This is a genomic window from Methanoculleus receptaculi, from assembly GCF_033472595.1.
GTDB classification, from domain to species: Archaea; Halobacteriota; Methanomicrobia; order Methanomicrobiales; family Methanoculleaceae; genus Methanoculleus; species Methanoculleus receptaculi.
This window is the reverse complement of record NZ_CP137642.1, coordinates 1,535,325-1,560,911: the sequence shown is the minus strand read 5'-3', so window position 1 is coordinate 1,560,911 and position 25,587 is coordinate 1,535,325. Positions and strand designations below refer to the sequence as shown.

Sequence of the window (25,587 nt, the reverse complement as noted above, 5' to 3'; positions counted from 1 at the left end):
CCGGTTGCAGTTGAGTGATTCGTTCAGATCTTTTCAACCGTCACCCTGACCCTGTCCCCGGCCTTTACACCGTGCCCTTTCGGGACGTCAATGTTGAACCAGAGAACTTCCGGGTTTTCGTAGTTCTTGTCCTGGGACATCAGGCAGTCTTTCTGCTCGTTGATGTTTGCCACAAACTCGATGGTTGCTTCAAACTCCACGATCTTCATGCAGGAAGAGTGGGTTTTCCTGAATAAAATTATGATGGGCGAGGGGTTACCCGCCAGGTGGTACTGCTTGAGTAACTCCACCGCTTGATATCCAGGTCATCGCAGATCTCAGAGAGGATGGCAAGGTTAGTGCCGACCTCCTTTGGAGAGAGGCCAAGATCGAGTGCGATATACTTGGACTTGAAGTAGGATTTGCCTGCACGCAACCCGACCCTGAGGTGGCGCAGGATCCTCCTCTGAGTCTCACTGTATTTCTCCTTGATAGGTTTCTTCGCCGACATCGACTCACCTCCCGGTGAGGGTTTGTTTTTGTCTGGATCTTTATATAACTTGCCTATCGAAAGGGGTAAATTTCGTTGATTCTGTCTCTTACGGTTCATGGAGGATAACCAGAAGAGATCAAACCAATACTTCCCAGGTTTGATAAACCACTCCATTGACGGAGGCCGCGGAGCGGCGGGGGTTTTCTGCGAGACGCCATTCCGGCGAGATGCGGAGACGGGAGACTGATGAAGGGGGGATCCGGGTGAGATGGCGGGAGGAGACCGTCAGTTCGCGACCTCACCAGACACTCGATGAGATCGTGTTTCACCCCTGGCACGGCCATCGGGCCAATCTCGAACCACTGCCCGCCCCCTTATAGGTGGGGCGGGAGGAAACGCTGGAAGCGCCGGGAGGTGGGGGTGTTTCCAGCGAGAGAGGTTTCCGGTGACATGCGGAGGCAGGTGAGGGGGCTGTTTCCATCCCCATCCCCGGCGAGCCCCTCCCCCCGCCGGGGCGATTCGCCATAGACGCACCGCGAGGGAGGAGGCAACCTTTCTGCCGCCAGTTGTGAACACCCTGCCGAGATCCTGTTTCCACCCCGTGCACGGCTATCCCGGGCAATCACCCCTCACTGCTTGCCCCCGGATGATGGCGGTGGTCAGCCGCAAAAAACGTTCACCGCGGTGGTGGTTCGGTGGCGTCAAACTGGTTTGATGGGCTCAACCCTCTTTCCGTGGAGGGTTCGTCAGGGGAGTTTCCATCGGGGAGGCTCAAATTTCCAGTCCCGAGGTATCGTGCTGCCTGGATGGTCTCCCTCGCAGAACCCCTGGTGCCTCCTGCACCACCGCTCGCTCACTTCCCGGTGTGCAAGGCAAGTGTGGGTGGCGATCTATAGACCCCGGCCAGAAGGTGGGGGGTGGTTCACTTTGCCACGGCAGGATTATGGTGACGATCCTCACCGGGAGGTTTTACTGAGTTTTTCTCCTTTTCTGGTCACCGCCATTTCGTTTGCTCCCTCCCTCATGGGGCCTGGCGGTTTTCAATATTATTATCTGCCAAAAACGCCACAAATTATCACAATGGTGGGTGCGAAGAAGTACCATGCAGCGGCCGTGCTTGCGGTATGGCTCCTAATTGTCACCTTCTTCATGATCCTCAACCGGACGCTCGACCTTGAGGTATTCTTCGTACTCTCGCTCATAGGCCTCCTGGTCGTTGCCGTCCTGATCGACGGCGCCTTCTCGCGGCCGCGCTACATGCGCTACCTCGGCTACGTTATCATCGTGGAAGTTGCCATCTTCGCCTACATCGTCGCAGAGAAAATCCTGGAGATCATTGCTGCATGAGACCCCGGACGTCCCATATCATCCTCGTGGCCGCAGCCGTTCTGCTCACCCTCCTCCTTGCCGGAGAAGCGGTTGACCCTGTCCTCTATGCGGCTGAGAATATCTCGACCGCCGCCCACGCCGACCCTTCGACCATCGAGAAGCGCTCTCCGGGCGATGCTGCATCCGTTATACCCCTGATGGATGAGCTCCTGGGCCATACGGGGACGCTCGCCCTCACGATCAAGATCAAGGACTATGAGAGCGCCCAACGCGACCTCGCCCGATACTCCGAACTCACCAGCCAGTTTGACCGGCTTGTCGTCACGCTCGACCTCTCAGAGACCGATATCGCCGAGTTCCAGAAGAACAACCGGCAGAACCAGGAGGCCATGGCGGCGCTCCTGAACGACAGCCAGCGTCTTGACGAACTTCAAAGCCTCGAGATCGAGGTCCTGGACGGCGACCAGAGGATGGCGGTCGTCTACGAAGGCGAGGCCCTGCGGCAGAAGATGAGAGAGACCTACACCGCCTACGCCAAGCGTGAGCCCGAGACGACCAGGATCGCCACGCATTACGGCGCCAACGCCACCCCCTACCAGGAGAGCGTTGAGGTCATCGCAGAGGTTGCCGGAGCCGCGGAAGAGTGGCAGGCCGATGCCCCCCGTTCTCCCCTCAACATCACCGTCACACCCCGAGAGGGGCGTTACGGCGAGAACCTCACCATCGGCGGGAGATACGTGGACGGTGTTCCCGGAACTCCTCTCACGATCTACGTCGATAGCAGGATCGCCGGAAACACCACCCTCGATGAGAACGCCGCCTACGCCTATCCCTACAGGATCGGTCGTATCCTGGCAGGGCCGCACCTGGTCTACGCCACCGCCGGCGCCATCTTCTCCGAGGTCGCGACATTCGATGTCCTGCCTGCAGAGACGAATATCAGCCTCGCCATCGCGGAGGTGAACCGGACGGCCGTTGCCTGCACCGGAAACCTCACAACGGAGGATGGCCGGGCTGTCCTGAATGCCCCCGTCCTCCTCCGGCTGGACGGCGAGACGCTCATCAGCACACAGACTGACGGCAACGGCACCTACGCAAGAACGCTCATACTTACCGGCGGGGAGCACACCGTCCGGGCGGAGTTCAACGCCGCAGGCTATCCTTTGAACTCCTCAAAGAGCGGGGTTGTGGCCATCCAGGTTCGGGGCGAGGGGCTCTCGCCGTTTCCCTTCATCGCCGCCATCGCCGCCGCGCTCGGTGCCGGGTGGTACATCCGGCGAAGGGGCCTGCCGCCGGAGCCTCCTGTCCCGGAAGAGCCCTATATCGAACCGCCGCCGGAAATCGCAGAAACGGGTCCGTCGGTGGAGATCGAAGGTCTCCCGCCGCGGGATGCCGCAACCATCCTCTTTCGGGCGCTCCGTGAGAGGCTCGGCATCCCTGCCACAAAGACGCCGCGGGAGTGCGCCAGGCTCGCCCCCGATCATGTCGCGTTCTTCGAACGCTACGAACGGATCCGTTACGCCGGGGAGACCCCCACTGATGAAGAACTCCGTGCGATGGAGCGGGAGGCGCTCGGGAGGGATGATTGATGCAGCGTGAGACGCGGGTGGTCCTCCTGGTCCTGCTCCTGGCCGGCGGCGCACTCTACCTTCACACAACCACCACCACCGAGGAGTTCAGCCGGCATAACATCGGCTGGAACGGCACATCCAGTCTCCCCGCGGAGGAGGTCCGCGACCTCGCGCGCCTCGACCCGGGTTCAACCCTCCTTCTCCTGGCGCCCGACCGGCCCTTCACACCTGAAGAGGTCGGTTACCTGCGGGCGTTCCTGGATGGCGGTGGCCGCGTCATCATCGCCGACGAGGAAGGGGCTGCAAACCCTCTACTTGCCGACCTGGGAAGCGAGATCCGCGTCCGGCCCGGGAATCTATCTAGCCTTGAGCGCGACTATGCCCATCCCGGTCTGTTCAGGGGGTATGTCGTCGGGAACGACACCCTCTTTGCCGGTGTCGAGACCGTCCTCCTCAACCGCCCTGCGGAGGTCGAGGGTGGCGAACCACTCATAGAGACATCTGTCTTCACCTGGGATGACGTCGATGGTGATGGCCGCGTTGGTGAGGGCGAGACCTTCGGGCGGAGTGTTGTATGCGCCAGAGAGGGTAACCTCATAGTCATCGGCGATGCAAGCTTGTTTATCAATGCCATGCTCCCCGAGAACCCGAAGTTTATAGAGAATCTCCAGCCGGTCCAGATCGACGCCGTCCACAGCAGGATCGGCAGCAGAAACCCGATCATCAACACCCTGACCTGGATAGCGGAGAGACCGCCGGCCGTGGCTGCCATAGCAGCTCTTGCCATCCTGCCGGTTGCCTGGCGGTTTGGGAGGAAGAGAGAATGAAGAAGAACAACCTGACAGAACGCATAGAGACGATTGCAAACACCTACAGAACCATCGATGAGACCACCCGGCAGATGGTGGTCGGGAACCACCACCTCATCAGGGCGATCTTTGTCACGATGATCAGCGGCGGCCACCTCCTGATCGAGGGCACTCCGGGGACGGCGAAGACCACCATCTGCAAGATCATCGCGCGATTGATAAACTACGACTTCAAGCGCATACAGGGCGCGGTGGATATCCAGCCGGCAGACATCATCGGTGTACGGGTCTACGACCGGAACAAGAGCGAGTTCATCCTCCAGAAAGGTCCGATCTTTGCAGACTTCCTTATGGTCGATGAGATGAACCGCCTCACCCCGAAGACCCAGAGCGCGCTCCTCGAGGCTATGAGCGAGGGTCAGGCGACGATCGACGGTGAGACACACCTACTCCCCACCCAATTCTTTGTCATCGCAACCCAGAACCCTCACGAGGCGGAGGGGACGTTCCCCCTGATCGAGGCGCAGCGCGACCGGTTTATGTTCAGCACCGTCCTGACGCACCTCGATGCGGAGAATGAGCTTGAGGTCATACGCCGGGAGCAGGCAGGGGGACTGGACTGGAGGATCTACCACGACCGGATCGGACCGGTTATCGGCCCCAAGGAGGTGGTGGAGATGGCTGCAACCGTGCGGCAGATCCGGATCGATGAGTCGGTCATGGCCTACATACGCGACCTTGTCACCGCCACACGGCTGCACAGCGATATCCGGCTCGGCGCAAGTTCCCGGGCCTCGATCGCCTTTGTCCGGGGGTCGAGGGTCCTGGCTGCATTAAACGGCCGGGATTATGTCATCCCGGACGATGTCAGGGAACTCGCCCACCCGGTCTTCAGGCACCGCCTCCTCCTCACCCGTGAGGCGACGATCACCGGCCTGGCGGTGGACGCGGTCATCGACGAGATCCTGGATAGCGTCGAGGTGTCCTGAGGCATGATCCGGCCGACCCGGACGGCTGAGGGCGCTGCGGCCCTGGCCCTGGCGCTCACCGTTGTCGCGATACTGGTCTCCAGCCCCGCCTCGGCCCTGGCCGCCGGTTCCCTGGCCATCTTCCTCATCTGGCGCGGCTGGCGGTTTGAGCGTGATATCGCGGTCGTCGTCAACACTCTTTCGGTCGAGCGGACTGCCGGGCGGACGATCCTCCGGCAGGGGGCGGCCGTGAGAGTTGGGGTGCGGGTTGACTGCACGATTCCGTCGGGGATGAAGGTCAGCGTCCGCGACATCCCGCCGGCGGTTGCCGCCGCTGAACCCCCGCTATTTCCACCCGGGCAGACGGCAACCTACACCCTCCGGGTCATGGCGCCTGGAGAGACGTCGTTTGGGGGGGTTGTGGTCTCTGCCAGCGACACCTTCTTCTCCCGCGACCTCATCGTCCGGGGTTTCCGCGCCCCCCACCTCCGGGTCTTCCCGGCGGTGATGAGATCCGCTGACGGCGGCGGCAATGGGGCCGGCGGCGGAGAGGTTGAGGTCGACCGCCGGACGAGGCTTACAGGACAGAGCGTCAGGGGGTTCCGGCCCTACGCCGTGGGTGACGACCCCGGGCAGATCGACTGGAAGGTGACCGCCAGGCGCGGCACATACTACGTGCGGCAGCTGACCGGGCTTGAGGGCGGGGCGCCGCTGATACTGGTCGACCTTCCGGCCAGGGCAGATGACAGGGAGTCCTTTGCCAGGTTAATGGCGGCCGTCTCGGGGGCGGTCGAGGGTGCGATCAGATCACGTGATGGCTGTTCCATCCTGGTGATTGCCGGCCCGGAGATCGTCAGGTTCATCCCGCGAACGGAGGAGGTGAGGGATGCGTTCTCTGTCCTTGCCGGGCTTGAGCCCGTCGAGCCCCGGATCTCGCTGTACCGGGCGCCGGGTCCGGCCGTCCTTGCGGCCCGCGCCCGGAGTATCAGCAGGGAGGCGGCCTGCGGGGGGAGGCCAGGCGCCGTCCTGGCGGCGTTTGCGCGGGAGAGCGGCTCGCCGTTTGCGGCAGTTGTGCGGGAGGCGCTCGGCCGGGCGGACGCTTCGGAACTCCGGGTCTATTCACTCTTTCTTCCCGGGGATAGGAGCCACCTTGTCCAGGTTGTCGGCGAGGCAAAGGCCCGGGGGATGCGGGTTGTGGTCTTTGCCCCGGCCGGCATGGCTTCTGGAATCCCGGGCGTAGACGCCGTGGAGGTGATCTGATGGAGTTTGACCGGCGGTTTTTGCTCCTCTGCGCCGGCGAGGTTCTGGTGGTTGCCGCCGGCAGCGTCGTTGCCGCATTCATCATACAGGTCGTTGTTCTGGCGCTGTATCTTGAGGACCGGCGGGGCTACCCTGTCTATGCGGTTGCCGCCGCCCTTTTTGCCGCGGCTGTTGTTGCCGGTGGCGTGGCCTCTCTCCTGGTTCTGGCGGCGGCGCTCGTCTGCGGCTACCTTGCGCTCAGCCTCTATGATTACCGGCTAAGCCTCCGGGCGCGGGGTGAGGCATGAACTGGAACAACCCCTACCTGGGAGGTTTTCTCCTCATCATCGCGGCTGCCGCCCTCCTGATCGTTGCAACCATCGCCGGCCGGGGGGATATCACCACGGCAACCCTGGTGCTGGCGGGCACCGGGTGTTTCATCGCGGGTGTATTCCTTCTTGCGCTCTACAAGGGCGAGCCGCTGGACCCCGGGCTCTCTGCCCTGCTGGCGGCACAGGGGACGGTCAACATAGCGACCCTCTGCGCCGACCTCGGGGTTCAGGGCGACGGCCGGTTCGTCCCGCGTGAGGATGGGTCGGTTGTCCAGGTCATCCCTGTTGGTGAGAGTCTCCCGGCGGTGACCGGTGATGACTACTCGTTCGCAACAGAGGAGGGGTCGTGCGCCGTCCGGATCACCCCGACCTGCGCCCCGCTCCTGGCACGGCTCCGGCAGAAGCACGCCCTTGAGGTCCCAGGTGAGATGGCCGGGTTGCTTGCCTGCATAACCGAGGTCTGCGACGACCTCCTCGAGGTTGCGGATGAGACCCGGGCTGTTCGCGACGGCGATAATATCGTTGTCACCCTCGCCGGCTACCGGCTGATGCCCGGCTGTCGGGCGGTCAGGGCGGCATCGCCGAAGTGCTGCACCATGGTCGGCTGCCCGGTCTGCAGCCTGATCGCCTCTATCGCAGCCCTGGGGACGGGGGAGCCGACGAGGATCGAGCACGTCAGCGTCGATGAGAAGAGGGGAACGATCCGGCTTATACTCAGGCCGGGGGCCTGACCCGGATCCAGAGGTGGAGGTCGCGGTAACTTGCGTTGATCCGGTCGCTGCCAGTGACTGAATCGTCCGGCACCGTCTCGTTGAAGAGCAGGAACTCGAGCCGGTTGTAGTCGGTCGAGGCGACCGTGAAGTTCCAGATAACCTCACGGGTCTCGTTGTGGGGGACGGTGAGGCTGAACCTCTCCAGCGGTTCGACGGCATGGATGGTCGAGGTATTCGTTCGGGTGTCAAACGTCTGGTTGAGGAGGTGTGTCTCGATGGTGTAGGTGATGTTACGGTACTCGTGGTTTCCTACACCTATGATAACCGTCTGGATCGAGCCGGCGGGAAAATCGGTCGGGTAATCGGCGGCCTTTCCCCCCGGCCCCAGGATGTAGAACTCGGTGAAGTGCTCGCCCTCTTTTGGCACCACGATGACATATACTGTTGTTGCGGCTGCCGCGACGATCGAGATCACCAGGATGACCGAGAGGGCGCGGTCGAGCCGGGAGGCTTCGGGGTCGTAGAGTTCGGCCCACGCGGCGGCAGCCATCTCCCGGGCCGGGACGCGGAACCGGTCGGCAGGCGGGAGGAGGAGACGCCTGTACCAGGCGATGCCGGCCATCGCGAGGGTGAAGAGGGTGAGGGATGCGAGGATGGGGTCGAGCCGGATCCCCCACGGTGTGTAGTTCAACCCGAGTCCTATGAGCGGGACTGCCGCGATCGAGAGCCCGAAGGAGAGCGCTACCCGCTCGATGCCGTCAAGGTCGTCCCGCGCCGGAAAGAGCGCGGCGATCAGGGCGTAGCCGGGGATGAAGAGGACCATCGCCACCCCGAAGACGATCCGAAGGAAGGTCTCGTTTAAAATAGGAACGTAGACGCAGGCGAGGGTCGCGACTGTTGCGGCCGCGACCGCGACCAGGTCGCCGGGTATCTCCCCGGCGGCCTGTGCGATCAGGGGTTGTTCTTCGGGGGTCTCCATGGGTTATCCGTTCAGACATCTCTGTGCCGTAGATGTATCAAGATTGCGAGAGCGATTGAGGGTGCTGCGCGGTCTTGAGGTGACTTCGCGGGGAACAGTATACCTGCCGGCGGTTTACCCCTCTCCCGGCGGGATGGGCCGGGTGTAAGATATCTTCTTGCGAAAACCTTCATCTTCCTGATCTCATGTGGGAACTCCGCCTCCAGGTCTCCCACAGTCGGGATATTGTACACCTGCAAGCGGATGCCGGGAGAGTAAATCCGCACGGTGGAACCTGCACCCCGACGCGAGACCACCGAACCAGCTGCTCATGGTTTGATACCTAAAAATCACCACCGCGGCGAACGTTTTTTGCGGCTGACCACTCCCATCATCCCGGGGGCGGGCAGTCTGTGGCGATTGAGCCGGTGGCCGTGCATGGGGAGCGGAAACGGGATTTCAGCAGGGAGTTCACATCGAGCCGTGGAGATACGCTTCTCCCCCCTGGAACTGTATCGATGGAGACGCCCCTTCCCCTGTCTCCTGCGTTTCAACCAGGAACGGTTTTCCATACAGCGAGTCGAGCCACCCCCACCGCCCGGCCGCTCGAGGGGGCGGGCGAGTGAATGGCGATTGGCCCTGGATAGCCGTGCCAGGGGTGAAACACGATCTCATCGAGTGTCAGGTGAGGTCGCGAACTGACGGTCTCCTCCCCACCATCTCACCCGGATACCCCTTTCGTCGGTCTCCCCTCTCCGCATCTCGCCGTAATGGCGTCTCGCAGAAACCCCGGCCCCCCCGGCTCCGGTTTGTGGAGGGTGCGCGGCGATGCCGCCCCGAATCCGCCCAAGGAGATGTTTATAAAGCCGTGGGGGTACTGGTTTGATGGCCCCGAGGCATCCGGTCATAGCAGCAGATTTTTATATGCTCTCGGAATGGAGTTATATCATGCAAACACGAAGCCTTGCAATCCTTCTGATACTCTGCACCTCGCTTGCGGGTGGTGGTGTGCAGGCTGCATCCCTGCTTGAGGCGCCTTCCGGGTCGGCGGACGGGAGATGGTTGCCTGTGATGGTCTCGGGCATATCTCAGGCCACAAGCGTCCAGTTCGATCTCCGGTATGATCCGGGTGTGGTGACCCTTGATGGGATACAACTGGCGTCAGCGTATGCCGATGCATCCATGACCCTGAACACGAACGAAGCGGGGCGGGCCAGGGTGCTGGTGATCTTTCCCGACCCCGTCGATATACCGTCCCCGGCACCGCTGGTGGAGGCGGCCTTCTCGGCGGCGGGAGGCGGTTCGAGTTCTCTGACACTTGAGGATGCCCGCTGGAGCGACTTCCCGGCGTTCTCCTCGATCGCGTTTGAGAGCGTTGCCGCAGGCGAGGTTACCGCCGGCACAGCGGCGGCGGGCAGCGGAGGTGAAGGTGGAACCGGGTCTGCCGCAGGGGGCGGCGAGACATCTACGCCGGCACCTGCGGCGGCCACCATGACCGCTGGAACCGGTGAGACACCTGCACCGGTGATGACCACCCCGCAAACCGGAGGTGATGAAACCGTGACCCCTGAAACCGCGGCGACCGCCCCTCCAACTCATGCTGGTGATGAAACACCGACGACCCCGGCACCAGCACCGCTCTCCACGGTTGCAGCCGTTCTTGCCCTTACTATCGCGGCTGCTCTATGTATCTTTCAGAGACGGTAACCATAACTTTTTATATGACGTAATGCTGGGGCGGCGCATGCTAAAATGCCGCGGTGATCCGGCAGGGGCCGAGGCGTCTCTCCCATCTCCGGTGAATGAATGGATTTTGGCCGGGGGAGGATTGTTGACATGACGCGGGGATGATCAGCCCCGGTGAATGAAATGATTTAATACCAATGAGGTATTTCATTTATCCTGATGTGGTTGCCGTGCGTGTTATACTACACCTCATTCTGCTTTCCCTGCTTCTGGTAGGGGCTGCGTCTGCTGCACCGCTCACCGGTGAGGCGCAGCATGTGATAATCGTGATGAAAGAGCAGGCTCCTGCAAGCGCGGGGCCTGCTGAACTTGCGGCGTTTGCCGATCAGTCCCAGGGAGACGTGATAGCGACCCTGGATAAGATGGGCGCTGCTGATGTGACACCGCTATGGTCGGTTAACGCTGTTGCCGCCACCCTCAGTCCCGAGGAGGTGCAGAAGATCGCTGCCCGAAGCGATGTTGCCATGGTGGTGCCGGACCGGATTGTCACCATCGATGCCGACACCCCTTCGGAGAAGGGTGAGCGTGGCATTAACTTCTACAAACCGGCGGGCGAGACGATCGATTACATCAACCCTCCGCCGATGGACTCAGAGGATATCGCCTGGGGCGTGGACTGGATCGAGGCGCCCGAGGTCTGGGAGAACGGGTTTAACGGCACAGGGGTGACCGTGGCCGTTGTGGACACCGGGATCTATGCCGATCACCCCGACCTCGCCGGCAAGGTTGTCGACTGGGATGACCTTGTAAACGACCTTACAGAGCCCTACGACGATCACGGCCATGGCACCCACTGTGCCGGGACGATCGCCGGGACGGGTGCATCCGGGACAAAGACCGGGGTTGCACCAGGAGCTCGCCTGATCGGTATCAAGGTCTTCGACTCGAATGGGCGTGCGAACTCCTCTACCGTCATCCGCGGTTTTGAGCGCGCCGTGGAACTTGGGGCGGATGTTATATCCTACAGCGGTGGGAGCATCGGGTTTTATGTGGATGGGGATTACCTGGCCATCGACTCCGGCCTCGAGATTGAGATCCCTGTTGAAAATTGGAATGATGGTTTCGACCCCGGCTTCATCTGCCTTGAGGTGGAGGCGCCGCTTTATTCCGCGCTGAATGTCACCCTGGAGACGCCCGGTGGAACGGTCTACCCGGGTGTGGACTGCGACTGGTGGACTACTCCGGTGCCCGATTATGTGGGGATGGTGAAGTACATCGGGGATGAACCCCTCGAGCCGGGCAACTGGACGCTCCGCATAGAGAACCCTTCGCTCAACGCAAGCGACCATGTATGGTGGTCGGGATCCGTTGATTACCTTAATAACACCCTGACGCGGGAGTTCAACCTGACGGGGGTGGAATCGGCCACCTTCCAGATCACCTCCTGGTATGACATCGAGGAGGGCTGGGATAACGGTTATGTTGAGGTTTGCAACCCACAGACTGAAGAGTGGGATACTCTCCTCACCTTTACAGGTGTGGGGCAGGGCGTTTCGACCGCCGATCTGACACCATACTGCGGCGGGGTGATCGAGTTACGCCTCCGCTACGAGACTGATTATAGCGTTGCCTGGTATGGCTGGTATGTCGACGAGATGGCGATCCCCGAGATCGGGTATTACGACGATGCAGAGGATGAGGGTGAAGAGGATGAGGGTGAGTGGATTTCCTACGGCTGGAGCTGCATCCCCGAGGAGTACCCAGTCTATTTCAGCGTCACCACCTGTTATGCGGATAACGGAACGTCTCTTCAGTCGCAGGCTGTGAACCGGATAGTCGATCTGAACGGCACAGTGGTGGTAACCTCAGCCGGGAATGATGGAGATTACGGGCTTCGCACCATCGGCGCTCCCGCCGCCGCGGAGAAGGCAATCGCCGTCGGAGCGATTGATGAGTCTATTGACTATATAGCGGCGTACAGCAGCCGCGGCCCTGTGGGATGGGGCGAAAACCAGAGGATAAAGCCGGATCTGGTCGCTCCTGGATCGTATGTTGTATCGACAGACCGTAGGGGCGGTTACGCGACGATGTCCGGCACCTCCATGGCCTGTCCCCATGTCTCGGGGGTGGTTGCCCTGATGCTCGATGTGAACAGTTCGCTTACCCCCGCCGAGATCAGATCAGTTCTCCAGCGGACGGCGATCGACCTCGGCCGGACCGGTCCTGACACCGACTACGGTGCCGGCCGGGTGAGCGCCTGGGCGGCGGTGGACAACATCACCCCGCTCCAGCCTCCGGTGTATGATCAGCCCGGGCTGTACGCCGGATGCGCATACACATACCTCAAGCCCGGCGTTGAGAACAACATCACCGCGATCGCCTGGGATGATGGGCCCGTTGCCGATGAGGAGATCTGGTTTAGAGTAACAAATTCCACCGCCACCGTGCTGAACATCACCGTGATGACGGATGAGAACGGGCTGGCCATCGCCTCGTTCGTGCCTGTGGGAGGGGGTTACATCTCTTACCAGTACAACGTGAGCGATACACATGGTAATGTGGTTTCGGCTGATATATACACCTACGATGGCTACAGGAGTCCGTTAAAGGCTTTTGACACACCAGACAAAGAATATCGGGTGCCAGTCAACGCGACCGCCACAGTCAGTTACACGCTTGTGAACCCCGCCACCATGGCGCCCTACACCGGTGATGTGGTGATGCAGATCGGTTCCTACAGTCAGACATTCATCCCGGTGAACGGGACGATATCCGCGGATATAACACGGGAGATGCTTGGAGAGGATCGGTACGGGAGTCCTGTCTACCTCTATCCCGCGGATAACATGAGCGAAGAGGCGGAGGTCGGCGCGGGCTGGATCGATTTTATCGATTACGCTGAGACGGTCACCGAGGTCGCGCCATACATGATATCGGCAAAACCTGGCGGCAACGCGACATTCGTGGTCAAGATGTATGAATCTCTTGGCGGTGCCCCTGTGGCAGACAGCACCCATTCGGTGTCTGTTGTCTGGCTCCGTGAGGCTGAAGTGAAGTCGCTTGCTGCTCAATTCCCCGAAGAGACCGCAAGACTTCGCGGAGGCGAGGCCGGAGGTTTCAGTCCGGAGTTTATGGAGGAGATCAGCAACCTGCAGGAGTCGATGGAGCAGGTCACCTTCACGACCACAAACGGTATAGGGAAACTGAGCATCCCTGTTCCAGAGGATGCATACGTGGGGATGGTGGTACAGGAGGTACAGGAATATGGGTCTGGGTATTATGAGACCGTTGCAATAATCCTGGTCAACCTGGATCCGTTCATGCACCACGCCTCCGTCCCAGAGGCGACCCATGACCGGTGGCTCTCAATCGGGGGGTCATGGAACAGCACCTACAATGAGACCACAAAGCGGTTTGATCCGGGAGATGCGATCGACGTCGATTGTTACCTTGAGGACGGTGATACGGGTGCACCGCTGGCCGGGACGGTCTACCTCTACACATCTGATGGCTGCACGGTGGTGACCACCGGGACCGACGGTTACGGTTCGGTCACCATCCCTGTAGCGGCCCGGTTCCCGGGAGACTTTGAATATTACAACCAGGTCCAGGTGGTCGGCCTATCCGGCGATGCGTATGGATGGACCAGTCTCTCTCCCGAGGGGCCGATCGTCCTGCTGATCGGGGAGTACGTAGGCTGGAGCCTTGTGGCCTCGTCCACCGTCACGAACGCCGATGGTGAGATCGTCCCGATGCCCGGGATCTTCGAGGTTAACCGGCAGATAGGGGGAATGCATCATTATTACAGTACAGGCGCGACGACACTTGCCTCACAGTATACGACCGGCGGTGGTTCATATGCAGGTGCGGTTACCTACGGATCATACGCCATCACCCATTACATGAAGGAGTTAGCCTCACAGGGATCCTGGACATGGATATCGATCTATACCGCAGCAACCCCCCTCTCCATAGTGACACCGCCGGAGCAGTATTACGATACCCCCGGGTCAAAGAGCATCGAGGTTCGGATGGAGAACGGTGAGGCGGGTATACCTGTCTACCTGGCCTGGGAGATCTACCCGATCTATGGTGGAGGCTCCATTTATGGGCACTCCGGAGGTTCAAGTATTCAGGAGACCGATGCAAACGGGCGTGCAACTCTTACGTTGAATGTGCCGGAGAACGCGGAAGTCTACTGGGAGATCGGCGGCGGCACGCCTGACCTTGTCTTTACCACCCGTTCGGGCTACTCTCTCCAGATGACGGCGCCCCACGTGAAGGGCGACTTCAATGGGAACGGGCGCGTTGATATAGGGGATGTTGCACGGGTGGCCTGGATGGCCCTCGGGCTAACAGACGTGAACATGGAGGCGGACTTCAACGGCGACGGGAAGGTGGACGCCGCCGATGCAGCGAAGATCGCCTACTACTATGTGGGGAAGATCACCTCACTTTAATTTCAGGAGTGACTGATGAACAGGTGTATGCTCTTCTGTGGCACATGCCGCAGGAAGGGTTTTATAGCCAGCCATGGATGTGATGATGTATGAAACATTATGTGCAGATTCTGATAATGTGTATCCTCTCAATCTGTCTCATCGGCGGTGTTGCCGCCGCGGGGACGGAGGGGGCGACCGCTCCTGAGAACGGGAGCATGACGGTTGCTCCAGGGCTTGATGTTGAACCCACGGAGACGGAAGCGTCTCTCGATGAAGATCTCCCTGCAGCCGCAGAGGAGACGGTTGCAGCGCCGCCAAACCCGGCATCAACGATAATCTTCGGATCGGCGACGGTTGAAGCGGGCGAACCCGCCGTGATCCCGGTATCGGTGGCGAACATTGACGAGATCGAGGGGATCGGTGTATGGGTGTTCTATGGTCAGGGCGCCGGTACGGTGAAGTCCGTCAACCTCACCGGGCCGCTTGCGGGTGCCAACCTCACATACATGGCGGATCATCCCGGACACCTGCAGTTTGCAATCACCACCACGGCACCTTTTACCGTGGGGGCGGCACCGGTGCAGATAGCCGAGATCCATTTCGACACCTATAGAGAGACTCCCGGCAACTACTCTCTCTACCCGGAAGCAACCTACAGCACTGAGTTTAACGAGTCACATTTTGAACATGTTACAGAGGGATGGCTGAATACCACCCCACCGCCGCTGCCTGATCTGGTCGGATACCTCGACCCTGCACCGCCGCAGTATGTCAAGAAGTACAGCAACGGCACCATCTACATGAACCCGACCTTCGTGATTGGAAACATCGGCGGGGCCGGTGTGACCGATGAGATCGTGACGCAGGTCACGTTTGTAGGTGAAAGTGAGAACTACACAATTACGGATGATATCGCAGCCGGCGCCAATTACACAATCTTTACCGATATAACGATCGATCCCAACTACTCGGGCACCGAGGTCGTTGAGGTGAAGGAGACCGGTTCCGTGACCCTGATAATAACCGCCGGAGCCGATATCTCGCCCGGGACGAAGCAGGTCTCAATCGATATCAATCCTGACCACACGATCGAGGAGATTCGTTACTACAACAACTTCATCGAGGCGCAGACAACCGTCACCTACACCGACCTCCGGCCGGTCCTGGATATCACGCTGGTCTCCGGGCTTTCCAGCAGCAATACCACCATCCAGGAGGATGTGGTGCCGGGCACATACCGTGTGACCTACGGTGTTGAGAACATAGCCCCTGGCGTAGACTCTGAGCCAACATGGCTCCGCGTTTCAAAGAACGGCGTGAACGAAACCTATGATGTCCCTGCTCTTTTGCCCGGTGATAACTGGACAATGACAGAGACCATCAATCTCGATCGGTATGCCGGGAGCGTGACCTACACCGTGGAGGCAAACGCCGCCGGACCGAACGGAGAGAAGCCTAAAGAGCGGATCAAATACCCGGATAGCGGGACGGTCTCAAAGACCATCGAGAAGGAGTATGCCTCCTTTAAGCCGGTGACGGTTATCTTCCCCCGGCTGAATGTGATCAGCGAAGGGGGCAGTCTGTTTCCCATCGAGCTCTCAAACATCTCAAGCGATGCACCGGTTGTCTCCTTCAGCATCCCTGTGACCTACGATCCATCGGTTGCCCGTTACGACGGGTATGAGGGGGCGCAGTCGGGCGTGAGCGTCCGGAGCACAGGCTATGGGCGTCTTCTGGTAGAGGGTAGCGGTCTCTCCCTCTCGGACGATACAAAAGTGGTGGATCTCCGGTTCATAGCCCAGTCCGATTCAGGACGGGTATCAGAGATCGGTTCGACAACGGCTGCTTACGTCAAAACCAACAACAACAGATACCTTGAACTTGATATCACGAAGGGCACCCTCATTCAGGATCGTTTAACCGATGCCCGTGTCTATATCTGGGCGCCGACGGCATCAGCCGTGGGCAGCAACGTCACCTCCACCGTCTACGTCAACAACCCGAAGGCAACCCCGGTGAACGTCTCGGCAAACGTCACTCTCGGCGGGACGGTTATCTGGAGCCAGGATGAAGTTGCTCTCGGGGCATACCAGAGCCGCTACTTCACTGTGGACACCTGGAAACCTGCTGACACAGGCATCCACACCCTGGCGGCAGGGATCGCCGGCGATGATGTCCAGGATGGTAACACTGCCAGCACTCAGGTCAGGATCGACCCTTACGATCTGAACATCACGACGGATAACAGGCAGAACTGGGAGAGGTGGTATGGCTACAACGTCACCGCAGTTCAGGACCAGTACTTCTGGCTTGGCACCTACTTCACTGCCAACCAGCCCGGCTACGTCAACGCCAGCCTATCGATCTGGTATGCAAACGGCACCGCCGTTGACCTGAGCAAGGACACGCCGTTCGATCTTTACTACTACTACCCTGCAGAGATGTCGATCTACTCCTACTCATCGTCCTGGAACAGTGTCGGGTGGTATTATATACGGCCGAGGGAGCTTGGAACCTACAACTACTCCATCAATCTTGAGTCCCGGGGGGAGCAGACCCATGTGAACGGCACGATCGTTGTCCGTGAACAGAATGTGGACATCAAGGTGCTCAACTCGACCATACTGGATAATGAGGCCAACGGCGAGATCCTGTTTGATGTCTTCAACCGCGAGCCGTTTGAGGGGCGCGAGGTTGTCATCACCGCCGCTGCAGGAGCGGAGGGGCGCACCCTTGAGGGGCTTGACTACCTGATCGGCTATCCGCATGGCTGCCCGGAGCAGACGATGAGCCCGGCGCTTGCGGTGCTGCGGGTGAAGCAGTACTACGAGTCACGCGGCCAGCTGAACGATGAGCGCAACGCCACCTACCAGGCCAAGATGCAACAGGCCTACAACCAGATGAAGGCGCCGGACGGCTACAACGCTCAGCAGCTGCCGATATACACTAACTACGGTGACCAGTCCGGTGGCTGGGCGTGGGGTCAGAACTCGGCTCCATCGATGTTCTACACACTCTATCCTAATTATGTCTTCAGCGAGTTAAGGCAGGACATGGATAATGATCCCACATATTGGGGTTTCGACCTTACAAACGAAAGTGAGATCAACCTGACGGCAAGCACCGTCTGGCTGTTGAAGAGGCAGGGGACCAACGGCGGCTGGTCTGACTGGGGCTACATCAGCAACTCTTACGAGTGGACCGGGTTCATATCCGAGAAGTTTGTCGGTGAGTTCGGCTACCTGACCCCTGAAGGCCAGCGGAGGGTGAACGAGTCGCTGAACAGGTCGTTTGACTATCTGGTTCGTGGAGACTACACCTCCCAGTCAGCAACGCCGATTGCCTACGCCGTATTCGGTATAGACGCCATCCGCGACCACTACGCTGATAACGCTACCCTCGATGCCCAGGCGGATGCGAAACTTGGTGAACTCCAGGATAGGCTCCTTGAACTCCGGCAGGGCGATGCCGCCAACGGCTACCACTGGGGCTCTTCCTGGGCCTACGAAGACACCGCAAACGCGGTGCTGGCCCTGAACAGGACAGGCCTCCCGGCCGAGAACGAGACCGTTCGCGGGGGTATCCGTTACCTGGTGAGCGTTTATGACACGAACGGCCGCTGGGGCAACACCCGCGGAACCGCAGCGGTGATCGAAGCGCTGACCCAGGTCCAGATACCTTCAACCGTCAATTTCAATGTTCAGATCGGTGTTGAGGACAGCAGCGGGGCGGTGATCCGTGCGCCGCAGACCTACACGTTCAACAGCACCAACCCCAGGGTATCATTCAACCTCAACGGCAGCGAGATCGCCGCTCTCTACGGCAGCACCCCTGGAGCAAACCACACGGGTAAGGTCACCATAACCGGGAAGAGCGATGCAGCGATGGATGCGGCCGAGCTCGTTGTCGCTGTCCAGAGCCGGCAGAAGGTGCCAAAGTCCGTTGCCTTTGCAACAATCCCCGATGAGTTCATCGACCCCATAGCGACCGACCTCTTCCTGGACGTGACGGTGCCGGCACCTGAGGACGGGATTGTCGTCAATGACACGGTCGATGTGGCCTTCACGGTCAACAACACCGGGGATGACCGGACGATGCTGATCCTTGAGATCCCGACCCGGGATGGCGTAGCGTTCGATGGAGGTGAGATGGCCGCCGATATGGCCTACTACATGGATGGCGGCGGATCAAGGGTCTACATATCTCACATGTACAACGCTACGGCGAAGACGCTTTACGTCTACCCGGGTTCCGATGACGAATCAAAGCCGAGCGTGGTCAGAGGCGAAGTGAAGAACTTCTATGTCCCGCTGAATTTCACGAAGGCCGGTGAAGTGACCGTGGAGGCGCGCATCTATCCGATGTACGATGACGAGAACATGGCGCTTGGAGACGCCACTGCCTCTGTGAAGGGATACGGCAACCTGACCCTCTCTGTGGTCGATGAGAACCTGGCACCGCTAGAGGCCGATTTCTATATCGACGGCGTGCCGGTGGCAAGCGGAACAAGCAACATCACCAGGGAGGTGCTTGAGGGCGACCACAACGTCTCTATCATGCATACCCCCGGCACGGTGAACACCACCCTCTACGTCAGAACAGGTGAGTCCACAGAGTATTCCGCCCAGATTGCGACCGATCCCACTATCCCGCACATCTCCATGGTTGTCGGCGATGCCGGTGATTTCAGGGTCATGCCGCCAGTAATCGAGGACACCATCAGCGAAGACAGCACGAACTACTGGAGCGCGGTGACCCCGGCGAAGAAGACCTTCAACTCGACCATCACCAGCAGCGGCGGGACTGCCACCATATCGGTGGAGGTGCCGACAATCACACGGGCCATCGGGACTGCGTATGCCAACGACACAGTTGCATACTCCTACCACAACACGTCTGGATGGCAGGGTCCGTTCGATGCCAGCGGTTACATCTCGGGTGGCGTCCTGAGCGTTCCGGACGTTGATACCGGAAGCATCGACCAGATCGTTGTTGAGTTCATTGGGCGTGCACTTGGTGATGTCAACGGTGGGGGGGTGACCGCAGGGGATGCGCGTGACATCGCGTGGTATCTGGTGGATGAGATAACCTTCACCTACAATGATCGGTTCTATGCGGACGTTGGTGACGATGGATCTGTTTCCAGCGGTGATGCAAGGGATGTGGCGTGGTACCTTGTAGGTGATATTGACACCCACTACCAGTAATTTTTTGAGGGATGCATGGAGCGAAACTGGTTCATCGCGGCAATAGGGCTGTTCCTCCTGGTCATTTCTGCGGGGGCATCAGTAATCACCGTTGAACCGGAAGATGGGATGTATCTCCTGGTTTTCACCGGCGATCAACCTTATACAGTCAGTGCTTTCACGGTTCAGGTGAATTATGACCCCGGAACACCGGTGACATCCGTCGAGGCGGTTGATCCTTTCGAGGTATTCTCCAGCATAAACAATTCCGCGGGGACCATGCGGATAGTTGGATTTATACCGGCACCACCATCGGAGTCCGACAGGGCGATACAAGTTCCCATCGCACGGATTCAGGCCGGGCCGGGTTTCACTGTCACCGGGATCTCGGTGGAATACCTGGATGACGGTGACCGTAACCCGATCCCGGTCGAGGGACGGGTGGCCACATCGGAACCAACCACACCTCTCCCGCCGTTGACGCAGGAGGGGATTGTGACGCCCGCCCCCTCACCCGCTGCCACCGTCCCACCGGAGGTCGACGTCCCCTGGGCGCCACCCACACCCATAGAGGTGACCGGGACGGCGCCGCCGGTGAGCGTGACGCTGACGGTGACAACCCCTGCAACCGGGAGTCCCACCGTGACCGCGACGACGCCTCCGCCAGCAACCGGGGAGGCCGTGGTTACGGGAGAGACCCCGACTCAGTCGGCGTCTCCCCCGGCATCCACACAGACCACGCCGCTCTCATCAATCCCGGTTCTGGGTGGGATGCTAATCGCAATCTTTATAGCAGTAAAAAGAAGATAGCAACATAGATTTAGTGGAGGATTGTATGAATTTCAGATGCTTGTTATGGACGGGTCTTATACTCGTCCTTCTTATGGCCTGCACCGGTCCGGTCTCTGCACAGGAGATTGTGATCGATAGTGCAAATGATGTGGAACAAGGAACAAGTGCGCCTGTTGGAGTATATGTACGTGGTGCCTCGAGTCTCGATGCATTTGATATAAGAGTGGCATATGATGCATCAGTGATGTCCGTAAGTCGAAACGGAACTTTCGATCCGGATGATTGGTCTATTACCTATGGTTTCAGTACGCCCGGCCTTGCAAAAGTCGTTGGGTATGCCAATATGCGTGCTTCCAATATCACAGGTGACAGCCCACTTTTCGGATTGGATTGTACCGCGCTTAAGAACGACGGGTCTTCGACCACTCTAAACCTGACAATCATCGATATCGAGGAGTCCCGGGTTCCGGTATACACCTATACCACCGTCAACGGCACCTTCACCACACTTGATGAAGTCGCCCCCAACATAATCATCACCTCGCCCGCTGACGGGGCGACCGTGCCGCAGGATGTGGCGGTCACCGCGACCATCACCGATGTGGGCGGTGTCGACCAATCCAGCATCAGTATCACTGTCGGCGGGGTAGCGATCACGTCACCGACCATCACACCCATTACCGGCGGCTGCACTGTTAGCGGCACCGCAACGAACGTTCCTCTTGGAGCCAGGACAGTGGTGGTCAGCGCCTCAGACACGAGCGGCAATCATGCGTCTGCCACCCGTAACATCACAGTTGCCGAATCCGGTATCACCTTCGACCCGAACCTGGACGGCACATTCACCAATAAAACACAACCGGTGATATCCGCGCGCTATGTCGAGGTGACAGGGGTGCGGATGTTCCTTGACGGAACCAATGTTACCGCCAACACCACGACACCATCATCTGGTGTGATCACGCTTGATTACAGTTCCTATGGACCGCTTGCCGATGGTGTTCACACCGTGGTGGTCAACGGGACGAGCACGATCGACTCCTCTGTACTCAGCGCCACAGAGACATTCACCAAGGATACGGTTCTGCCAGTGGTGGTTGTTACAGGGATCAGCGATTCCGATGGTGACGGCTACCCCGAGGCAAACGAGGATCTGACCATCGCCTATACCGTGACCGATGCAAACCCCGACGTGGTCTGGATTGGTTCGGCATCAAACACGTCCTCCCCCGGTACACTCGTGTATGGTTCCGCGCAGGGCAATACCCTCGGCAACCGGAACGCAACCCTGACGGCCGTTGATAAAGCGGGCAACAGCAATACCAGTTCCCCCTTCCACATCTACAACAACTACCTGGCCTACATCGATGAGTCTTCCGCGGGGACGTTCGCCGGGTTGGACCTGACAAAGACAGCGGCGTATAACGTCTTTACAAGCGAGGTCGCTCAGGCGATCAGCATCTCCGGCGGCGCCGGCGAGATGAACCTCCCGACGCTTGGAACCTTCCAGAAGCGGGTGACCGCAGGTTCCGGTGTTGTGGTCGATAACCGGGCAAACGACGACATAACCGCTGGCACCTTCCCAACCGGAGCGCCCTACTTTGTTGCACCATCCGGCGGGACGCTGAACTTTGCTATCAACGTGCCGAACATCGACAACGCCACCATCATCATCGGGATGGCGAACAGTTCCTTTGTCGATCAGGTGCTCCGTGGCGGAAGTTCATCGGTCTCGACGAGTTCCCTTGAACAGGCTCTCTCGAAGGAGAAGATCGTCATCTACGGCAAGGGCGGCGGGAGTTACGGATACAAGTTTGTCAGGATCACTGGCAGCACTGCCACCGATCTCGGCGGCAGTGGAGGCTTCACCTTCAATACGGATCTCCCCACCATGATCAGGGCAAACTCCTACGACCTCTCCGCGGGATTCAATACCGCCACACATGGACTGGGTCTTCCAATCGGCTACGACCAGACCGAGCTTGGCCCCGGTGAGTATGTCATCATGGCCATCACGCTTGACAACGACCGGGTCGCAGCCATCACCGCGATGCCGTTTGTCGTGACTGAAGAGGCATCGCAGTTCTCCACGTCGGCGGGCATGTACTCGCTTGGCGACCCAGTGGTGGTGAACTGGGGCGGTGCTGCTCCGCAGAACGTTGCCGCGGTGCTGATCCGTGAAGGCTCGACCTACACCGGTAATGTGACCCTCGACCTGACCACGCTTGGAACCGGGTCCCTCCAGAGCATGTACCTGCTCGGTGACGGGAACGAGACGGTGAAGATACTCTACAGCGGTGCAAACGTCTGGATATCGGAAGGTTACGGGAACGCGGCCAGGGCCGCCAATGCGGCGACGCTGAACATCCCCACATCCGATCTCCTCAGCGGCACCTACAGAGTTCACATGCTGGCTGAGAACGGCGGGAATCTGACCGCCTACGGCTCCACTTCGGTGCAGCTCTTTGCCGGCCCAGTTCCGACCCCAACGCCGCAGCCCACCACCCCCCCGAGCGGCGGCGGTGGCGGCGGCCGTGGCGGATTTGCACCCGAGACAGGCTCCTCCTCGCTGTTGATCGGCAGTGAGGGGAAACTCCTCAGGCCCTACACCATCCGCAGCCCATCCGGCATCACCGAACTTAACCTGCCGCTTGGAACCTACGCTGTGGATGCTGACGGCAACCCGCTCTCCGAGGTCAGCATCGATGACCTTGACCCCGCCGATCTCCCCGCTGTCCCGGCCGGCGCCGCTTACACCTTCGCAGGCCATGCGGTAGTCTGTTCGCCGTCGGGAGCGAGGTTTGATCCAGCCATCAGCCTCATCTTCACGTTCAATGCGGACCAGTGGAGCGAGATAATGCAGGCGGCGGAGTATGACGCATCATCGCTCGTGGTGAAGTGGTACGACGAAGAGGCCGGGGAGTGGGAGACCGTCCCGACGGTTGTCGATCCGGCCACCCGGACTGTCACCGCAAGCGTTGAGCACTTCACCGTATTCGGTCTCTTTGTTGAGCCCGGTGCGGTGACGCCCGTCGTAACACCCACAACGCCGATTGTGACACCGACCACACCCACCACGACGACCCCGGTGACGCCGCCAGCGGAAGGATTCCCCTGGACATACGTGGTCATCGCCGTGGTGATCATCCTGGTGATCGCCGTCGGTGTCTACTACTACACCAGAAAACCCTGAAAACCAACTTTTTTTCGTGGCGTCTCAACCATTTGCAGTTCCTCATGAGTCTGCCGTTTGCAGATTTCTGTATCGGTAACTTTTAGGTATCTTGGAGAGAGAATTATCCGATGTGAGAATATGCGATTTAACGTGTTGTGCCTCATAGTTCTCTCTCTCCTCTGTTGCCTGGTTCCGGGCGCCTCTGCCGTCTCCATCTCCATCAGCCCGTCCCAGATCCAGGAGGGGGATACCATCACCGTCTCCTACAGCGGTCTCTCCAACGGGAGCGTCTTTGCCCTCCGGATGGAGTCGCTGGTGGATGTCGCAGGGGAGACCTCGTTTACCTACCAGGCAAACCAGGTCAGCATGCCCTTTGGCCTGAACAGTCCTCAGGTTGTTCTCAGTGCTTCCCCGGTCACGGAAGCCGGGATCGAGGCCTCCGAGGGGGAGACCATCAAACGAATAACCCAGATCAGCAGGACAGGTACCGTATCGATCAGCCAGAGCCTTGGCAACCTCCCCGCCGGCACGATGGAACTCATCAAGGCGTTCGGGACACCGGAAGAAGGTGTCGATGCCGTGAACGTTGTTCTTGAGTTCTCCGGGGTCAAGATGGGCCCGGATTCGGGGGCGATCACCTTCAGCCTCACCGGTATCACCGACGGCTCCGCACATGTCATTGCCCTTGTGGATGGAAACATCGTGACCGACCAGACGATCCTTGTCGGCAACCCCACAATCACCACACCGACAACATCTCCCACCACCCCTCCGCCCAGCGGTGGTTCCGGCGGCAGTTCCGGTGGCGGCGCAACGGAGACACCGACCGCCGCGCCTGAAACCGTGACGGTCTCCTCGCTTGATGGGATTGTCACCCTTGAGACCGTGGATGATGCGATAGATGGTGCGGCGCCTGCTGACCTGCGGATCATCAGGAGCACACCCTCAGGGGTTCCAGATGAGTGGCAGGTTCTTGCCGGATCATACATCATCTCCCCGTCAGCCGCCACATTTGACCCGGCCGCCGCCCTATCGTTCAACCTCTCGGGCGTGAACGCAACCACGCCGTTCATCGCGGTATACCGGGACGGGGCGTGGACGGTGGTGCCCTCCCGGTATGAGGGGGAGACGCGCCTCGCCGCCACGGTCTCAAGCGGCGGTCAGTATGCCCTTATGGCCTACGCGGCAGTCGGGGCAGGGGATGATACCACGCCCGTGGAGACAGAAACCGCTCCAATGACCACAACTGAGGCTGCGGCCACCACCACCCCGGCAACGGCCTGGGGAACCGCCGGCGTCATAGGCGCCCTTGTGGTCGCGGTCGCCCTACGCAGGCAAAGACCCTGAACCGGGCAGCACGCCCGGTCACACTAATTTTACGGCGGGTTCGCAATCTCCAGAACCCGGGTTTTGTGGAGCAACAAGCCTCTCAACCCCTCACCCGAGGCCCGGCCGCTGCCTTCCCCCCAGTTCCACCTCACCCGGGTTCGAAAGCAAGAACCCTCCATCTCATGCCCTCCATGGCACGGCCATCGGGCCAATCTCCAACCACTGCCCCCCCCTTATAGGGGGCGGGAGGAGGCCGCGTGAGCGCGCCGGGAGGTGGGGGTGATCCATGAATACCGTTCAACCAGAGATGCAGGAGACAGGGGCGGGGGATGTCCCCCCGGTCATCCACCTAAGCCGGTTTCAGGCGCGAGACTCCTCGCAGATCCTGTTTCTGCCCCGTGCACGGCTATCCGGGTCAATCTCCAACCACTTGCCCGCCCCCTTATAGCGGCCGGGCGGAGTGGCTGATCGACTCCTCGCATAGAAAGACGTTCACCTGGAGTGGGGGCGATTCGAGGCTCCCCCCACACATCCCCATGCCCCAAAATGATGGAAAGTCCATATTCCAGGTTCGCTGATCTTGATT

The 25,587-nt window shown here is 59.9% G+C and carries 16 protein-coding genes; 13 read left to right on the top strand and 3 right to left on the bottom strand.

Features of this window, described 5'->3' with window-relative positions; genetic code table 11:
• Nucleotides 1-23: 23 nt before the first annotated feature.
• Both R6Y96_RS07945 and R6Y96_RS07940 read right to left on the bottom strand, forming a co-directional pair.
• The gene (locus R6Y96_RS07945; RefSeq protein ID WP_318620753.1) at nucleotides 24-209 is read right to left on the bottom strand and encodes a hypothetical protein; all 186 of its coding nucleotides are present in this window, start codon (nucleotides 207-209) and stop codon (nucleotides 24-26) included.
• Nucleotides 210-238: 29 nt separating this feature from the next.
• Nucleotides 239-490, bottom strand: coding sequence for a DUF7123 family protein (locus R6Y96_RS07940; RefSeq protein ID WP_318620752.1), 252 nt, complete (start codon nucleotides 488-490; stop codon nucleotides 239-241).
• Between the two features lie 1,062 nt (nucleotides 491-1,552).
• On the opposite strand from R6Y96_RS07940, the gene R6Y96_RS07935 reads away from it, so the two are divergent.
• From R6Y96_RS07935 to R6Y96_RS07905, 7 genes are read left to right on the top strand one after another with little or no spacing between them, the layout of a single operon-like run.
• Nucleotides 1,553-1,819 carry a hypothetical protein gene (locus R6Y96_RS07935; RefSeq protein WP_214022051.1) on the top strand — a complete coding sequence of 89 codons (267 nt, stop codon included), beginning with the start codon at nucleotides 1,553-1,555 and terminating at the stop codon, nucleotides 1,817-1,819.
• Entirely contained in the window at nucleotides 1,816-3,390 is a 1,575-nt protein-coding gene (locus tag R6Y96_RS07930; RefSeq protein WP_318620751.1) for a hypothetical protein, read from the top strand. Before R6Y96_RS07935 ends, R6Y96_RS07930 begins: the two co-directional genes overlap by 4 nt.
• Complete coding sequence (locus R6Y96_RS07925; protein ID WP_318620750.1) at nucleotides 3,390-4,199, top strand: DUF4350 domain-containing protein; 810 nt, start codon at nucleotides 3,390-3,392, stop codon at nucleotides 4,197-4,199. Before R6Y96_RS07930 ends, R6Y96_RS07925 begins: the two co-directional genes overlap by 1 nt.
• Nucleotides 4,196-5,170, top strand: coding sequence for an AAA family ATPase (locus R6Y96_RS07920; protein WP_318620749.1), 975 nt, complete (start codon nucleotides 4,196-4,198; stop codon nucleotides 5,168-5,170). Before R6Y96_RS07925 ends, R6Y96_RS07920 begins: the two co-directional genes overlap by 4 nt.
• 3 nt (nucleotides 5,171-5,173) lie before the next feature.
• A complete protein-coding gene (locus R6Y96_RS07915) occupies nucleotides 5,174-6,409 on the top strand; it encodes a DUF58 domain-containing protein (RefSeq protein WP_318620748.1) in 1,236 nt (411 codons plus the stop codon).
• Nucleotides 6,409-6,696 carry a hypothetical protein gene (locus R6Y96_RS07910; RefSeq protein ID WP_214023062.1) on the top strand — a complete coding sequence of 96 codons (288 nt, stop codon included), beginning with the start codon at nucleotides 6,409-6,411 and terminating at the stop codon, nucleotides 6,694-6,696. The genes R6Y96_RS07915 and R6Y96_RS07910 overlap by 1 nt, the downstream gene beginning before the upstream one ends.
• On the top strand, nucleotides 6,693-7,451 hold the full coding sequence (locus tag R6Y96_RS07905) for a hypothetical protein (RefSeq protein WP_318620747.1): 759 nt from the start codon (nucleotides 6,693-6,695) through the stop codon (nucleotides 7,449-7,451). Before R6Y96_RS07910 ends, R6Y96_RS07905 begins: the two co-directional genes overlap by 4 nt.
• Here the strand turns inward: R6Y96_RS07905 and R6Y96_RS07900 are convergent.
• Nucleotides 7,435-8,412: a DUF1616 domain-containing protein gene (locus R6Y96_RS07900; RefSeq protein WP_318620746.1), complete on the bottom strand. Its 978-nt coding sequence runs from the start codon at nucleotides 8,410-8,412 to the stop codon at nucleotides 7,435-7,437. The genes R6Y96_RS07905 and R6Y96_RS07900 overlap by 17 nt on opposite strands.
• 927 nt (nucleotides 8,413-9,339) lie before the next feature.
• Here R6Y96_RS07900 and R6Y96_RS07895 point away from each other — a divergent pair.
• The 6 genes from R6Y96_RS07895 (at nucleotide 9,340) to R6Y96_RS07870 (ending at nucleotide 25,019) form a co-directional block, all read left to right on the top strand.
• Nucleotides 9,340-10,098, top strand: coding sequence for a cohesin domain-containing protein (locus tag R6Y96_RS07895; protein WP_318620745.1), 759 nt, complete (start codon nucleotides 9,340-9,342; stop codon nucleotides 10,096-10,098).
• 200 nt (nucleotides 10,099-10,298) lie between these two features.
• Entirely contained in the window at nucleotides 10,299-14,537 is a 4,239-nt protein-coding gene (locus R6Y96_RS07890; protein ID WP_318620744.1) for a S8 family serine peptidase, read from the top strand.
• Nucleotides 14,538-14,626: 89 nt separating this feature from the next.
• Complete coding sequence (locus R6Y96_RS07885) at nucleotides 14,627-19,726, top strand: hypothetical protein (protein WP_318620743.1); 5,100 nt, start codon at nucleotides 14,627-14,629, stop codon at nucleotides 19,724-19,726.
• A 15-nt stretch (nucleotides 19,727-19,741) separates the two neighbouring features.
• Entirely contained in the window at nucleotides 19,742-20,515 is a 774-nt protein-coding gene (locus R6Y96_RS07880; RefSeq protein WP_318620742.1) for a hypothetical protein, read from the top strand.
• A gap of 367 nt (nucleotides 20,516-20,882) precedes the next feature.
• On the top strand, nucleotides 20,883-23,690 hold the full coding sequence (locus tag R6Y96_RS07875; protein ID WP_318620741.1) for a hypothetical protein: 2,808 nt from the start codon (nucleotides 20,883-20,885) through the stop codon (nucleotides 23,688-23,690).
• A gap of 120 nt (nucleotides 23,691-23,810) precedes the next feature.
• Nucleotides 23,811-25,019: a hypothetical protein gene (locus R6Y96_RS07870; RefSeq protein ID WP_318620740.1), complete on the top strand. Its 1,209-nt coding sequence runs from the start codon at nucleotides 23,811-23,813 to the stop codon at nucleotides 25,017-25,019.
• Nucleotides 25,020-25,587 lie beyond the last annotated feature (568 nt).

Excerpts from the sequence above, each read along its gene's own strand:
- R6Y96_RS07945 (WP_318620753.1), bottom strand. The coding sequence starts at position 209 with ATGAAGATCGTGGAGTTTGAAGCAACCATCGAGTTTGTGGCAAACATC.
- R6Y96_RS07940 (WP_318620752.1), bottom strand. The coding sequence starts at position 490 with ATGTCGGCGAAGAAACCTATCAAGGAGAAATACAGTGAGACTCAGAGG.
- R6Y96_RS07935 (WP_214022051.1), top strand. The coding sequence starts at position 1,553 with ATGGTGGGTGCGAAGAAGTACCATGCAGCGGCCGTGCTTGCGGTATGG.
- R6Y96_RS07930 (WP_318620751.1), top strand. The coding sequence starts at position 1,816 with ATGAGACCCCGGACGTCCCATATCATCCTCGTGGCCGCAGCCGTTCTG.
- R6Y96_RS07925 (WP_318620750.1), top strand. The coding sequence starts at position 3,390 with ATGCAGCGTGAGACGCGGGTGGTCCTCCTGGTCCTGCTCCTGGCCGGC.
- R6Y96_RS07920 (WP_318620749.1), top strand. The coding sequence starts at position 4,196 with ATGAAGAAGAACAACCTGACAGAACGCATAGAGACGATTGCAAACACC.
- R6Y96_RS07915 (WP_318620748.1), top strand. The coding sequence starts at position 5,174 with ATGATCCGGCCGACCCGGACGGCTGAGGGCGCTGCGGCCCTGGCCCTG.
- R6Y96_RS07910 (WP_214023062.1), top strand. The coding sequence starts at position 6,409 with ATGGAGTTTGACCGGCGGTTTTTGCTCCTCTGCGCCGGCGAGGTTCTG.
- R6Y96_RS07905 (WP_318620747.1), top strand. The coding sequence starts at position 6,693 with ATGAACTGGAACAACCCCTACCTGGGAGGTTTTCTCCTCATCATCGCG.
- R6Y96_RS07900 (WP_318620746.1), bottom strand. The coding sequence starts at position 8,412 with ATGGAGACCCCCGAAGAACAACCCCTGATCGCACAGGCCGCCGGGGAG.
- R6Y96_RS07895 (WP_318620745.1), top strand. The coding sequence starts at position 9,340 with ATGCAAACACGAAGCCTTGCAATCCTTCTGATACTCTGCACCTCGCTT.
- R6Y96_RS07885 (WP_318620743.1), top strand. The coding sequence starts at position 14,627 with ATGAAACATTATGTGCAGATTCTGATAATGTGTATCCTCTCAATCTGT.
- R6Y96_RS07880 (WP_318620742.1), top strand. The coding sequence starts at position 19,742 with ATGGAGCGAAACTGGTTCATCGCGGCAATAGGGCTGTTCCTCCTGGTC.
- R6Y96_RS07870 (WP_318620740.1), top strand. The coding sequence starts at position 23,811 with ATGCGATTTAACGTGTTGTGCCTCATAGTTCTCTCTCTCCTCTGTTGC.